This is a genomic window from Actinomyces sp. (assembly GCF_030524025.1).
In the GTDB taxonomy this organism is placed as follows: Bacteria; Actinomycetota; Actinomycetes; order Actinomycetales; family Actinomycetaceae; genus Actinomyces.
Map to the genome: position 1 here is coordinate 129,141 of NZ_JAUNHI010000001.1, position 12,698 is coordinate 141,838.

The 12,698-nt window shown below is 74.2% G+C and carries 12 protein-coding genes; 7 read left to right on the forward strand and 5 right to left on the reverse strand.

Going from position 1 to position 12,698, the window contains the following annotated elements; genetic code table 11:
- Positions 1 to 9: 9 nt before the first annotated feature.
- From Q4C85_RS00545 to rfbA, 4 genes are all read right to left on the reverse strand, one after another.
- Positions 10 to 768 carry a glycosyltransferase gene (locus tag Q4C85_RS00545; RefSeq protein ID WP_303138478.1) on the reverse strand — a complete coding sequence of 253 codons (759 nt, stop codon included), beginning with the start codon at positions 766 to 768 and terminating at the stop codon, positions 10 to 12.
- Positions 765 to 1,193 (reverse strand): DUF2304 domain-containing protein, encoded by a 429-nt coding sequence (locus tag Q4C85_RS00550; protein WP_303138481.1) that lies wholly within the window; start codon positions 1,191 to 1,193, stop codon positions 765 to 767. Before Q4C85_RS00550 ends, Q4C85_RS00545 begins: the two co-directional genes overlap by 4 nt.
- Complete coding sequence (locus Q4C85_RS00555) at positions 1,193 to 1,942, reverse strand: glycosyltransferase family 2 protein (RefSeq protein ID WP_303138484.1); 750 nt, start codon at positions 1,940 to 1,942, stop codon at positions 1,193 to 1,195. The genes Q4C85_RS00550 and Q4C85_RS00555 overlap by 1 nt, the downstream gene beginning before the upstream one ends.
- Before the next feature lie 212 nt (positions 1,943 to 2,154).
- Entirely contained in the window at positions 2,155 to 3,027 is an 873-nt protein-coding gene (gene rfbA, locus Q4C85_RS00560; protein ID WP_303138486.1) for a glucose-1-phosphate thymidylyltransferase RfbA, read from the reverse strand.
- A 165-nt stretch (positions 3,028 to 3,192) separates the two neighbouring features.
- Here rfbA and manA point away from each other — a divergent pair, with 165 nt between their 5' ends.
- Positions 3,193 to 4,383, forward strand: a complete 1,191-nt coding sequence (gene manA, locus Q4C85_RS00565) for a mannose-6-phosphate isomerase, class I (RefSeq protein ID WP_303138489.1) — start codon at positions 3,193 to 3,195, stop codon at positions 4,381 to 4,383.
- A 191-nt stretch (positions 4,384 to 4,574) separates the two neighbouring features.
- Here manA and Q4C85_RS00570 read toward each other — a convergent pair whose 3' ends face one another.
- Entirely contained in the window at positions 4,575 to 5,333 is a 759-nt protein-coding gene (locus tag Q4C85_RS00570; RefSeq protein WP_303138492.1) for a TIGR03089 family protein, read from the reverse strand.
- 280 nt (positions 5,334 to 5,613) lie between these two features.
- Here Q4C85_RS00570 and Q4C85_RS00575 point away from each other — a divergent pair, with 280 nt between their 5' ends.
- The 6 genes from Q4C85_RS00575 to Q4C85_RS00600 all read left to right on the forward strand — a co-directional run bounded on the left by Q4C85_RS00575 (position 5,614) and on the right by Q4C85_RS00600 (position 12,688).
- Positions 5,614 to 5,931, forward strand: coding sequence for a WhiB family transcriptional regulator (locus tag Q4C85_RS00575; RefSeq protein ID WP_303138495.1), 318 nt, complete (start codon positions 5,614 to 5,616; stop codon positions 5,929 to 5,931).
- Positions 5,928 to 9,950: a glycosyltransferase gene (locus tag Q4C85_RS00580; protein WP_303138498.1), complete on the forward strand. Its 4,023-nt coding sequence runs from the start codon at positions 5,928 to 5,930 to the stop codon at positions 9,948 to 9,950. Before Q4C85_RS00575 ends, Q4C85_RS00580 begins: the two co-directional genes overlap by 4 nt.
- Positions 9,947 to 11,470 (forward strand): DUF5719 family protein, encoded by a 1,524-nt coding sequence (locus Q4C85_RS00585; RefSeq protein ID WP_303138501.1) that lies wholly within the window; start codon positions 9,947 to 9,949, stop codon positions 11,468 to 11,470. The genes Q4C85_RS00580 and Q4C85_RS00585 overlap by 4 nt, the downstream gene beginning before the upstream one ends.
- Before the next feature lie 64 nt (positions 11,471 to 11,534).
- On the forward strand, positions 11,535 to 11,975 hold the full coding sequence (locus tag Q4C85_RS00590; RefSeq protein ID WP_303138504.1) for a metallopeptidase family protein: 441 nt from the start codon (positions 11,535 to 11,537) through the stop codon (positions 11,973 to 11,975).
- Positions 11,976 to 12,024: 49 nt separating this feature from the next.
- A complete protein-coding gene (locus Q4C85_RS00595) occupies positions 12,025 to 12,468 on the forward strand; it encodes a DUF3499 domain-containing protein (RefSeq protein ID WP_303138507.1) in 444 nt (147 codons plus the stop codon).
- Position 12,469: 1 nt separating this feature from the next.
- Positions 12,470 to 12,688 (forward strand): Trm112 family protein, encoded by a 219-nt coding sequence (locus tag Q4C85_RS00600; RefSeq protein WP_303138511.1) that lies wholly within the window; start codon positions 12,470 to 12,472, stop codon positions 12,686 to 12,688.
- Positions 12,689 to 12,698 lie beyond the last annotated feature (10 nt).

The following is a 12,698-nucleotide window of genomic DNA, read 5'->3' on the forward strand; positions in this document are numbered from 1 at the left end:
CGCCGGCCCTCAGCGGATGCGGCGCCGCAGCTCACCGATGCAGCGCAGCAGCAGGAGGCGCGAGCCGATGGCGGCACGCACCCCCCGGGGCCGGTTGGGGGTCTGGTTGGACTCGTGGAACCGGCGCAGGACGGTGCGCTGCGGGCAGTGGCACACCGAGCGCCGAAGGTTGCCGTACAGGGCGATCCACAGGTCGTGGGACTCCCCGAGGAAACCGGGGAAGGGGGCCAGGCCCCGGGCCAGCGCCTCGGCGCGCACGCCCATGGCGCAGCCGTAGTAGGGCCGGTTGCCGGCCAGCACGCCCAGGACGTTGCGCCAGGCGCGGTGGGAGTCCGCGGCGCGCAGGTGCCAGTCGGCCTGCCCGTAGGGGCCGCGGATCGCGTCCGGCCCGCCCAGGGTGCCCAGGTTGGTCGCCGCGACCTCGGCCCCCTCCAGGGCGTTGACGAGGACCTCGACGTGGTCCGGGGTCCACACGTCGTCCTGGTCGCTGAGCAGGAGCAGGTCCCCGCCGGCCAGGGACAGGGCCTCCTCGAAGGTGCGCACGTAGCCCCGGTTGTCGGTGCGTGCCGTCACGCGGATCCGCGGGTCGTGGCGGGCCAGCCCCTCGAGCACCGAGACCGTCGAGTCGCTCGAGGCGTCGTCGACGACGATGAGCTCGTCGTCCGGGGCGAGCTGGGGCAGGATCGAGCCGATCTGCTCGGCCACGAAGCGCTCGCCGTTGTAGGTCGCCATGCACACGCTCACCCGGCCGCGGGGACTGCGGGTCATGCGGGCTCCTTCGGTCCGGGGTTGTCGGGACGCTCAGGGGGCCGGGGGTCCTCGGGTGGCGCCTGGTCGCCCTCGAGCGAGGAGGTCAGACCCGCCTCCCGGACCACGAGGTCAAGCACGGCGATGTTCTCGGCCAGGACGCGGGTCTCGTCCTCCAGGCGGCTGATCTCCAGGGACAGGTGCAGCGCCACACCCAGGAGCAGGAAGATCGCCAGGGCGAACAGGAGGTTGGAGGGCACCTGGATGTCGAGGAACCCGGCCAGGGCGCCCAGCAGGTCGGGCACGACCGCCAGCACGACGATGGCCAGGCCCACGAGGATCCACAGCGCTGCGTACTTCTCCCGGAGCTTGCGCGATCGCAGCAGGCCGATGACGAAAAGCATGATGGCCACGGCCACCAGGATGAAGAAGACGCGGGTGAGCATCAGCGCACCGCCTCCCGGTCCTCCGGCGCGGGACGGCGGTCCACGGGACGGCGGGTCAGGGAGATGAACAGGGCGAACATGGAGCGCACGAGGTAGACGGCGGCCTTGCCGGGGTGGTTCGAGGGCGTGCCCGCCTGGCGCGGGCGCATCGAGACCCCGACCTGGGTGACGCTCAGTCCCGAGCGCACGGCGATGACCAGCGAGTCGATCGTGTCGCCCAGGTACTCGGCCGGGTAATAGCGGCAGTACTGGTCGATGGCGGTGCGGTCCCCGGCCCGGAACCCACTGGTGACGTCGGTCAGCCGGGTGCGGCTGATGCGCCCCACGATCGCCGCCAGCAGGAGCATCGCCCAGCGGCGCGGACCGCGCGCCCGGTAGGTGCCGACCTGCGCGAAGCGCGCGCCGATGGAGATGTTGGCCCGGGACAACCCGTCCAGGACGGTGTCGATGTCGCGCGGGTCGTGCTGACCGTCGGCGTCGACCTGGATCGTGCGGTCGTAGTCGAAGCGCCGGGCGTACTTGTACCCGGCCCGCATAGCGCCCCCGACACCCATGTTGTAGGGCAGGTCGAGCACGAGGGCGCCGGCGGAGCGGGCCACCTCGCCGGTGCGGTCCCGGGAGCCGTCGTTGACGACGAGCAGGTCGTAGGTGGGCACGACCTCACGCAGCTCGCGGATCGTCGCGCCGATCGCCTCCTCCTCGTTCCACGCCGGCATGATGACCAGCGTTCTGGGGCGGCGCGTCGGCATAGGACTCCTCGGTAGGCGGGGCGGCCCCCACAGTCTAGATGATTGATTCCACGGGGTCGCCGGCCCCGGACTCGTGCACACCACCGGTGTCTCCCGCCCCTGTCCTGGGTGGTGCGGGAGACACGGGCACCGGCGTGAACGGCCAGTGCGTCTGAAGACTGGTGGCCGACCCCGGCGCTGGTCGCCTTCGGGGCCGGGGGCGCCCGGGGCTGTCAGCGGCGCTCGCGCTCGAGCAGCCCGAGCAGGTACTGGCCATAGCCGGACTTGACGAGGGGCTCGGCGCGCTCACGCAGGCCATCGTCGTCGATGAACCCCATGCGCCAGGCGACCTCCTCGGGGCAGCCGATGTTGAGGCCCTGGCGGTGCTGGACGGTGCGCACGAAGCTCGTGGCGTCGGCCAGGGAGTCGAAGGTGCCCGTGTCGAGCCAGGCGGTGCCGCGGGGCAGCACCTCGACGGTCAGGCGGCCCGCCTCGAGGTAGGTGCGGTTGACGTCGGTGATCTCGTACTCGCCGCGGGCCGAGGGCTTGAGGTTGCGGGCGATCTCGACGACGTCGTTGTCGTAGAAGTACAGGCCGGGCACGGCGTAGTCCGACCGGGGGCGGGTGGGCTTCTCCTCGATGGACAGCGCCTTGAACTCGGAGTCGAACTCGACGACGCCGTAGGCGGTGGGGTCGGCCACCTGGTAGGCGTAGACGACGCCGCCCTCGGGGTTGGTGTGGCGCCGCAGCTGGGTGCCCATGCCGGGGCCGTAGAAGATGTTGTCGCCCAGGACCAGGGCGGCGGGCTCGCCGCCGACGAAGTCAGCGCCCAGGACGAAGGCCTGGGCCAGGCCGTTGGGGACCTCCTGGACGGTGTAGGACAGGTTGACCCCGAGCTGGGAGCCGTCCCCCAGGAGCCGGTGGAAGCTGGGGGCGTCGTGCGGCGTCGTGATGACCAGGACGTCCTGGATCCCGGCGAGCATGAGCGTGCTCAGCGGGTAGTAGATCATCGGCTTGTCGTACACGGGCACGAGCTGCTTGGAGGTGCCCAGGGTGATCGGGTTGAGTCGCGTGCCGGAGCCCCCGGCCAGGATGATGCCTCGCATGGGCACAGTGTGACCCATCATCTCCGTCCGGTGCAGCCCGAAGGAGGCGGGGCAGTGCGCGCCGCGGTCCTGTGCCGGATAGGGCGCGCCCGGACGGAGCGGGGGAGTACCGGTGCGGGTCGTGGCCTGCGGGGCGTCGGGGGCCCGAGCCGTTATCTTGCCGTCATGGAAAGACTCGACGGTGCCCGCCAGCGCTACGCCTGGGGCTCGACGACGGCGATCCCCGGGCTCCTCGGGGTCCAGGCCGACTCCGAGCCCTGGGCCGAGCTGTGGTTCGGCGCCCACCACGCGGGCCCGACCCACGTGCGGGGAGGACCGCCCCTGGCCGAGCTGATCGCCGCCGATCCCGCCCGGCTGCTCGGGGAGGACGTCGTGCGCCGGTTCGGACCCCAGCTGCCCTTCCTGCTCAAGGTCATCGCCCCAGAGCGCGCACTGTCCCTCCAGGTCCACCCTGATCTCGAGCAGGCCATGGCCGGCTGGGAGCGGGAGAACCGTGAGGGGGTCGCGCTGGACGACCCACGGCGCAGCTTCAAGGACGCCAATCACAAGCCGGAGATGGTCCTGGCCCTGACCCGCTACGAGGCCGTGGCGGGTTTCAGGGCGCCGCGGCGCGCCGCGGAGGTGCTGGCCGACCTGTCGAGCCCCCTGGCCCGGCGCATGCGCCGGACCCTGCGCCTCAACCCGACGCGCTTCGGCATCAGGCAGGTCTTCTCCGACCTGGTCGCCCAGGAGACCCGTCCCGAGCCCGGGGAGGTCGACGAGCTCGTCGAAGAGATCTCCCGGCGGCTGGCGGCGGGTACCTCGCCGTCGCGCCGGGCCGACGCCAACGCCGTGGAGATGGCCCGCTCCTTCCCCGGAGACCCGGGGGTGGCCGCGGCCCTCCTGCTCAACCCCGTCACCCTCCAGCCGGGGGAGGCACTCTTCGTCCCCGCCGGCTCGGTCCACGCCTACGTCTCCGGCCTGGGGGTCGAGGTCATGGCCTCCTCGGACAATGTCCTGCGCGCCGGCCTGACGACCAAGCATGTCGACGTCCCGGCCATGCTCGCCTGCGTCGACTACGTGGCTGCGCCCCCGGTGCGGCCGGCCCCGGAGTACCTCTCGCGCGCGACGCGGGCCTACTACGCCCCGGTCGACGACTTCGAGTTGCTCGTCACCACGGTCGTCCCCGCCGACGCCAGGACCCAGGTCCCCGGCCGCGGGCCGCGGATCGTCCTGGCCGTCGAGGGCACGACGACCGTGACGACCCCTGCCGGGCAGGAGCGCCTGACCCGGGGCCAGGCCGTGTTCGTGGGGGCCGACGAGCGGACGCTGGCCGTCGAGGGCGCCGGGACGCTCGTGCAGGCCGACGTGCCCTGAGGATCTTCAACCGTTGGGATGAGGGGGCAGCGGCGAGCCGGTCAGTGATTCCCGGCCCCACCCCTCGCCGAGATCGGGACATATGACCCCTCGAGATCGGTAGATATGGCACGGCCGGGCGCAGTCCCGTGTCTCCTACCCCGCACCACCCCACCCCGCCCTTGTCCCAGCCGCACCTCGGACTACACCGTCTAGGGCAGGGCGCCCTCCTGGCGGGCGGCGGCCGTGCGCAGCGCGGACTCGGCACTGGCGTCGACCATGACGGCGCTGAGCCCGTGCCGCCAGGCGGCCAGCACCTCGAGGACCGCCATCGGTGTCCCTTCCTCAATCATGACGGCGCGGGTGCCGGTCTCACGCGCCTTGAGCGCCCGGTGTTCGGGCAGGGAGTCGACGAGCTCGCGGCGCGTCCAGGCGACGCCCCCGCCACCGGACACGAGCGCGGGGGCGTGGCCCTCCACGGGGACCGGGGGGAAGACGTCGGGCAGGGCCATGAGGTCGGCGACGCCGTCGAGCACCAGGGGCTCGAGGGCCTCCGGGTGGCGCAGAGCCAGCGAGGCCCGGGGGACGAGGACCTGCACCCCGGCCCGAGGGTCGAGGTCGCGGGCGTCAAAGGCGACGCTGGCCGAGTCGGGGCCGACCGGGGCAACGGCGGCCGTCGGCGACACGCCAGAGACCCCATCGCTTGTGCTAAACCTCACAAGACCGCCGGCCAGCCATGTACCACAGCACCAAGCGACGGTCCTCCAGTGAGTGCTCATCGCCACATGGACGTGAGGCCGCTCTCCGATCTCGTCGGTCAGCAGGCCCGCCGTCTTGGCCTGCCACATGCTCAGGACCCGGCCGGACAGCTCGATCCGTTCCTGGTCGGCGTACCACACGAGCCATGGCCTGCCCGTGTCGGCGGGGGTGGGGAGGAGATGAACGAGGGGGTCGGTCTGCGCATCGGTCATGAGCAGATTGAACCAGGACCAATAAGTCTCACAGGAGGATCGCTAGGGGCTCCCAGCCTCCCTTCAGGTCGCGCCGAACGGGTCCCCAGCGTGCCGTGTCAACCTGTTCGCGAACGGGGATGCTAGCGCTCGCGACCGACTTGTTAACGTCGATTTTTCGGCGGAACGACGCCATTTCATCACGAATGGGTGACGCTTGCCCCCCGCGCTTGACTCGATCATCTGACACCCGTGTAACTTCCTCGGTGTCACCAGCTCGGAACTCGGAAGGGAAGCCATCGTGTGGAACATCCTCGGCGACGGTCCGCTCACTCGGACTGACGACGCCGACGACGAGGCGCTCATCCTTCTGTTCGGCGACGAGGGCCTCGATGAAGGGCCGCTCGCCTGGCAGGAGCGCGCACTGTGCGCCCAGACGGACCCCGAGGCCTTCTTCCCTGAGAAGGGCGGCTCCACCCGTGAGGCCAAGCGCGTGTGCGCGACCTGCGAGGTGCGCCAGGAGTGCCTCGAGTACGCACTGGCCAACGACGAGCGCTTCGGCATCTGGGGCGGCTTGTCGGAGCGCGAGCGCCGCAAGCTCAAGCGCCGCGCCGTATGAGCGGGCCGGCCGTCCCCGGTCCATCGACCCGCGCCCTGGGTGCGCAGACCCTCGCCGTCCTCGTGACGGCGGGGGTGACGCCGTTCCTGCCCCAGTCACTGCGCGCCCTGAGGAGCCAGACGGTGCCCCCGGACGTGCTGCTCGTCGTCGACGTCGCCTCCCGGGTCAACGGCCTGGGTGACGGCACCCCGGTCGAGGAGGCCGTGGCCGCCTCCCGCGTCGATGACGTCACCGACGTGCGGATCGTCCACGTGCCCGAGGCCGCGGGATTCGGGGACGCCGTCTCCCGGGGCCTGGGGCGCTACGCCGAGCTGGTCGCCGCGGGCAACCGGCGGCGCGGGCCGCGCGCCTCCGAGGCCGCCGGCCCCCTGGCTGGCGCCGATGACCGGCTGACCGGGCCGACCGGGGCGCTGTCGCCCATCACCCCGGCCGAGCAGGAGCGCGCAGCGGCCTCTGGTGACCCGGACCGCGGCCGCGCACCGGGGCAGTCCTGGCTATGGCTGTTGCACGACGACTCCGCGCCGGGCGCCGACTGCCTCGAGGAGCTGGCGACCGCGGTCGTCTCGGCCCGCTCGGTGGCGCTGGCCGGGCCCAAGCAGGTCGACTGGGACCGTCCCGAGGAGCTGCTCGAGGTCGGGCTGCGGACCACCGCCTCGGCGCGCCGCGCCAACGACATCGTCGACGGCGAGATCGACCAGGGCCAGCACGACGACCGCAGCGACGTCCTGGCCGTGGGCTCCGCCGGGGCGCTCATCGACCGTGCCGTGTGGGACGAGCTGGGGGGCACGAGCCCCCTGTTCCCCGTGTTCGGCGACGGTTTGGAGTTGTCGCGCGCGGTGAGACTCGCCGGCCACCGCGTCATCGTCGTGCCCCGTGCCCTCCTGCGGCACCGGCGCGCCTCCTACCTCGGGCTGAGGCCCGGCCAGGCGCCCCGCCGAGGCCGGGGCGGGCCGCAGGTCCCCGGGGATCCCGCGGCGCTGCCCGAGCCCCGCCCCGACCGCTCCTTCCGGGCCAGGCGCACCGCCCAGCTGACCGCCTGGGCCATCTTCTCGGCCCGTCCGGTGCCCGTGCTCCTGGCGTGGTTCGTGCTCCTGGGTGCTGCCCGCGCCCTGTGGCGCCTGGTCACCAAGGAGCCTTTCCTGGCCGGCGACGAGCTCGCCGCCGCGGTGGCCGTCACGGGCCGGGCAGCGGGCATCCGCCAGGGCCGACGGCGCCTGTCGGCCCACCAGGAGGTCCGCCGTGCCGTGCTGGCGCGCCTCTACGTCGAGCCCGCCGAGATCCGTGCCATGCGCCGGGACCGTCGGCGCCAGGAGCGCGAGCGCCTCGCCCGCGCCGCGGCCCCCAGCGAGCTGGAGCTGCGCGAGCTGGCCGCGCTGGCCCGACGGCGACGCCGGGTCCTGGCCGGGGTGATGATCCTGGCCATCGGCGCGGCCGCCCTGGGATTCTCCGGCCTGCTGGTCACGCGCTCCCTGACCGGGGGCGCCCTGGCGGGTCTGGCGGCACCGTGGCGCGAGACATGGGAGGCGGCCTGGTCGACCTGGGCCTCCTCCGGTGACGGCTACCCGGGCACGCCCACGCCTGTGCTGGCGCTGCTCGCTCTGGCCACTGCCGTGGTCTCCGGGGTGGGGGCCGACGGCGACCTCGTCATCCGCCTCCTCGTCCTGGCCGCCATCCCCCTGGCGGCGGCGGGGGCCTGGTTCGCCGCGGGCAGCGTGACCCGCCGGACCGCGCTGCGCGCCTGGGCGGCAATGGCGTGGGCGATGTCGCCCGTGCTCCTGCTGGGTCTGGGGCAGGGGCGGCTGGCCGCCGTCATGGTCCACCTCGCCCTGCCCTGGGCGTTGACCGCCCTGGCCCGTGCGGTGGGGGCCGATCGGCGCGACGTCGTCCTGTCGGGACTCATCGACGCCCACCACGCCACAAGCCAGGAGAAGGACGAGCTCGACCGCTTCGCCTCCGAGCGGATGGAGGATCTCGCGACCCTTGGTGCCGAGGAGACCGACGCGACGGAGGAGACAGAGGAGACTGAGGAGGCCGGGCAGGAGGGCGCTGCCCACGACGCCGATGAGGATCCCGCCCAGGCCTCCGGCACGGCCGACGACGCCCTGGCCTCCGGCGCCGACGAGGCCCGGGGCGCACCCGCGCCGACCGGTGCCGACGCTCAGGGCGAGGGCGCCCCGGAGGGCTCGGCGGCCCAGCTCGGGCAGCCCGAGGACGAAGCCGCCGAGCAGGCCGATGCGCCTGAGGAATCCGGCCGGACCCGCGCGGGGGCCGAGGAGGACCATGAGGACGAGCGCCAGGACGATGAGGACGATGAGGCCGAGTATGCCGACGCGCAGGAGCCGGCCGGACGGCGGCCCGTCGGCCTGAGCGCCGTCGCCCGCGCCGCCGTGACCGAGCGCTATGGTTCGGGATCGCCCACTGCTGCGGCCGTCGCCGGGCTGCTGCTGTCCGTCGTCGTGGCAGCCTCACCGGTCACGGCGGCCCTCATCGTCCCCGGCCTGCTGCTCCTGGCGGTCCGGGTGCCCCGCGCCGCCCTGCGCCTGGTCCTCACGGTCGTTCCGGTCCTGGCCACCGCGGCACCCGCCTGGCTGACAGCACTGCGCCTGCTGGGCGACGAGGGCCCCTGGTGGGCCCTGCGCTACCTCCTGACCGACCTGGGGGTCCCCGTCGCGGTCCCCGCACCCAGCGCCATCGAGCTCCTCGTGGGCCTGCCGCTGGACCTCGAGGCCCTCGTGGGAGCCCCGCTGCTGTCCCTGGCCGTCAAGGCCCTCCTGGCGGTGCTGCCGCTGGTGGCCCTCCTGGGTCTGCTCGTCACCGGTCGGCGCGGCGCCCGTGCCCGGGCAGGGGTTCTCATGGCGCTGGCCGGGCTCGCTCTGGCCGCCCTGAGCGCGCGCACGGCGACGGCCGTGGGCACCCTGCCCGACGGTACTGGCTCGGTGACCGTCCACGGCTGGGCCGGTACGGGGCTCAGCCTCGCCCTGGCCGGGCTGCTGGCCGCCGCGCTGGCGGGCGCCGACGCCGTGCGGGCCGACCTCGTGGGCCGGGCCACCGGCCCCCGGCACGCCGTGGCCGCCGTCGTCGCCGTCCTGGCGCTCCTGACCCCCGTCGTGTGCGGGTCCTCCTGGGCCCTGTCGGCACGCGCCTCCACCACCGCCGGCTCCGACGCACTCGTCATGGCCCTTCAGGGCGCGGGCCAGCAGGTCCCGGTCATCGCCTCCCAGATGCAGTACTCCGAGACCGCGGGCCGGGTCCTGGTCCTGACCGCCGGCGATGAGGGCATGATTGTGCGCACCTGGCGGGGACCGGGCACCCAGTTGACCGACGTCGTCCCCGACGTCGTAGCGGCCCAACTGCGCGACCGCGTCCCCGCAGCGGGAGCCGGGTCCCTGAGCCTGGTGGCCTCCGCCGGAGCACTGGCCACCGACCTGGAGGACGCCGCCGACGCCGAGCTCGCCGACATCGTCGCGCGGGCCATGGCCGGACAGGACGAGCAGGTCGCCACCGACCTGGCCGCCCACGGCGTGGCCGTTGTCCTGCTCAGCGACCGCGCCGCCGACGACGCGACCGCCACGGCGCGGGCCGGCCTCGGCGCGACCCCCGGGCTCGAGGAGCTCGCCTGGACGGCCACCGGCGCCTCGTGGCGCGTCGCGCCCGAGGGCGGCACCGAGCCCGCCCGTGCCGTGCTCCTCGGACCGGAGGACACCACCGTCCTGCCCTCGGGCCCCACCGGGGTGCGCACGCGGATCGAGGCATCCGGCACGACACGCACCCTCATCCTGGCCGAGCGGGCCGACAGCGGCTGGCGGGCCACTCTGGGCGGGGAGGAGCTGAGCGCCACCACCGTGCGGGACGCGAGCGGGCAGTGGCGACAGGCCTTCGAGGTCCCCGCCCGCGACGGCGAGCTCGTCGTCACCCACCGCTGGCCGACGACGACCCTGCTCACGCGCCTGGTCCTGGCGGCATGGGCCGTGACTGCCGTGGCCGCCCTGCCCCTGCGACGCCGGAGGTATGAGGCATGAACCGTGCCAGCACCGCCACCACACCGGCCACCTCCACCCTCAGGCGCGTCGTCGCCCTGCTCGTGGCCACCGCCCTCGTGGGCGCCGGCACCGCCATGACTTGGTGGGGCACGGCCACGCCCCGGCCCGCCACCGCCCAGGTCGAGCCGGCCACCGTCACCGGTCCGGCCGCCGACGTCGTCTACGCCTGCCCGCAGGCCCCGCGCAACACCATCGGCGGGGTCGACCTGGGCGAGACGACCTCCTCCACCGAGCTGACCCCCACCGGGCAGGGGGCGAGCGTCGCCTACGACGGGCAGGAGCTCGACGGCCCGACCGCTCTCGACAGCGCCGAAGGCGGGCTGCTCACGGTCGAGACCGTCGGCCAGAGGACGGCCGGTGCCGTCGGGGCCGTGACCACCCTGACCGCCTCGGGCGACCTGCGCGGGCTGACGACAGCGCCCTGCTCCCCGCCGGCGGCCGTGTCCTGGATCGTCGGAGGGTCCTCGGCCCTCGGAAGCTCCGCCGAGCTGCGGCTGACCAACCCCGGCCTGACCGTCGTGACGGCCACGGTCCGTCTCTACGGCTCGACCGGTGAGATCTCGCTGCCCTCCAACGGACAGGTCGTCGTCCCCGCCGGGCAGACCGTCGGCCTGCTCCTGGAGTCGGCCGGCGCCACCGACTCCCGCATCGCCCTGAGCGTGGAGGCCGACGGCGGCACGCTCGTGCCCTTCCTCGCCACCGAGGCCCTCAACGGCGAGACCGCCGCCGGCACAGAGGTCATTTCCCCGGGGGCGGCGCCCTCGACCGACCTGACCGTTCCCGGTGTCGTCCTGGTCGAGGGAGCCGCCCAGGGCGAGGCGGCCGGCCAGCAGAACGCCGCCGCCGACGCCGAGCTCATCCACCGCTCCCCAGTGGTGCGGGTGGTCAACCCCGGGCAGGAGCCCGCGACCGTCTCGGTCTCGCTCATCGGGGCACAGGGCGAACAGGCCCTGGCCGGAGCGGAGTCGGTGGTCGTCGACCCCGGCGCGGTCTTCGACATCTCCCTGGCCGGAACGGCACCGGGCAGCTACGCGGTGCGGGTCACCTCCGACAACCCCGTCGGCGCGGGGGTCAGCCTCGTGCGCAGCGCCGGGGAGTACCCCGAGCGCTCGGGCACGACACTGCGCGACGTCGCCTGGGCCCAGGCGGCCCCGCCCGGCGCCCTGGAGGCCGCGGTCGTCGCGCTGCCGCGCGGCAACGGACTGGCCCCGGTGCTCACGCTGACCAACTCCAGCACGATGCCCGCAACGGTGACGCTGGCCTCCGCCGACGGGACATGGACCTCCGAGGTCACTGTGCCGGCATCGACGACCCTGAGCCCGGAGATCCCCCAAGAGGTCGCTGCGCTGAGGCTGACCAGCCCCGACGCGCAGGCGCTCAGCGCCGCGGTCACGGTGACCGCCCAGGTCGAGGGCGAGACCGCCGGCACGCTCATCTCCGTGCTGTCCCCGGTGGCCGACGCCGAGGCGCTGACCCAGCGCAGCCTCGTCCTGCGCTGACCGGCCGGCGTGCCCGGGCGGCACGGCCCGCGACCGTCCCGGGCACGGCCGATAGGCTGACCGGATGACCCAGGCCAGACGCCCCGCCCCCATACCGGCGCCCGTACGTCGCCGCGACCGCCACGGCCGCGGGCTGCGCGGGCCCCTTCTGCCTCCGTTCCTCCCCGCCTGGCGCACCCGGGCCGAACGTTTCGACGAGGTGGTCGTCCAGGCGGCCGGTGACCTGGCACGACGCCTGCCCCAGGTCGCCGACATGCAGTTCGCCGTCGAAGAGGTGCCGCCCTCGGACCCCGCGCCCTGGGAGGGCGGTGTCGTCCTGGGACGCGGCTTCGCCGCCGAGGCGCGTGCCGGCCTGCCCGCCCGCATCGTGGTCTACCGGCGTCCCGTGGCCGGCCGCGCCCACACCGAGGCCGAGCTGGGCGAGCTCGTGCGCCGGGTCATCGTCGAACAGGTGGCCCTCCTGCTGGGCAGGCGTCCCGAGGAGATCGACCCCGACCTCGCCTGAGACCGCGGCGCGGGTCGGCATCGGCCCCGCCGCGCGATAACCTGCGCTCGTGAGAAGAGTCAGACGCTGCCGCAGACCCGGCTGCGAGAACCCCGCCGTCGCCACCCTGACGAGCGTCTACGCCGACTCCACGATCGTCCTGGGGCCCCTGGCCACCGAGGCCCAGCCCGAGGCCTACGACCTGTGCGCCAAGCACGTGGAGTCCTTCACCGCGCCCCGGGGGTGGCAGGTCATCCGGCTGGCCACCGACTTCGCCCCGGCCCCGCCCTCCGAGGACGACCTGACGGCGCTGGCCGACGCCGTGCGCGAGGCCTCGCGGGCCCCACGGCCCCGGGCCCCGCGCGCTGAGCGGGCCGGCCGGCCCGGCGGCATCATGCCCGGGCCCCTGACCCACGAGCCCGACACCCTGCCCGACCACCTCACCGGCCTGGGCGACGGAGAGATCACCCGCCGCGGCCACCTGCGCGTCCTGCGCGGCGACAAGGAGGACTGAGATGCCACGCCCCTCAGGTGCGCAGGAGACCGGCCTCAGCCCGTGGGTGCGTGAGGCACTGCGCTGCCCGGCCACCGGCGAGCCACTGGTCGACGACCCCCGCGGCGGCACACGGCTCGTGTCTGTCGGCGCCGGGCTGGCCTACCCGGTGGACCATGGCGTGCCCCTCCTCCTGGTCGACCAGGCCCTCCCGGCGCCCGACGGCAGCTCGGCGGCCTGAGGCGCCCGGC

What these genes read in the sequence shown, in the direction of transcription:
- manA (WP_303138489.1), top strand. Translation starts at nt 3,193, where the DNA reads ATGGAAAGACTCGACGGTGCCCGCCAGCGCTACGCCTGGGGCTCGACG.
- Q4C85_RS00550 (WP_303138481.1), bottom strand. Translation starts at nt 1,193, where the DNA reads ATGCTCACCCGCGTCTTCTTCATCCTGGTGGCCGTGGCCATCATGCTT.
- Q4C85_RS00555 (WP_303138484.1), bottom strand. Translation starts at nt 1,942, where the DNA reads ATGCCGACGCGCCGCCCCAGAACGCTGGTCATCATGCCGGCGTGGAAC.
- Q4C85_RS00545 (WP_303138478.1), bottom strand. Translation starts at nt 768, where the DNA reads ATGACCCGCAGTCCCCGCGGCCGGGTGAGCGTGTGCATGGCGACCTAC.
- rfbA (WP_303138486.1), bottom strand. Translation starts at nt 3,027, where the DNA reads ATGCGAGGCATCATCCTGGCCGGGGGCTCCGGCACGCGACTCAACCCG.
- Q4C85_RS00590 (WP_303138504.1), top strand. Translation starts at nt 11,535, where the DNA reads ATGACCCAGGCCAGACGCCCCGCCCCCATACCGGCGCCCGTACGTCGC.
- Q4C85_RS00580 (WP_303138498.1), top strand. Translation starts at nt 5,928, where the DNA reads ATGAGCGGGCCGGCCGTCCCCGGTCCATCGACCCGCGCCCTGGGTGCG.
- Q4C85_RS00585 (WP_303138501.1), top strand. Translation starts at nt 9,947, where the DNA reads ATGAACCGTGCCAGCACCGCCACCACACCGGCCACCTCCACCCTCAGG.
- Q4C85_RS00570 (WP_303138492.1), bottom strand. Translation starts at nt 5,333, where the DNA reads ATGACCGATGCGCAGACCGACCCCCTCGTTCATCTCCTCCCCACCCCC.
- Q4C85_RS00600 (WP_303138511.1), top strand. Translation starts at nt 12,470, where the DNA reads ATGCCACGCCCCTCAGGTGCGCAGGAGACCGGCCTCAGCCCGTGGGTG.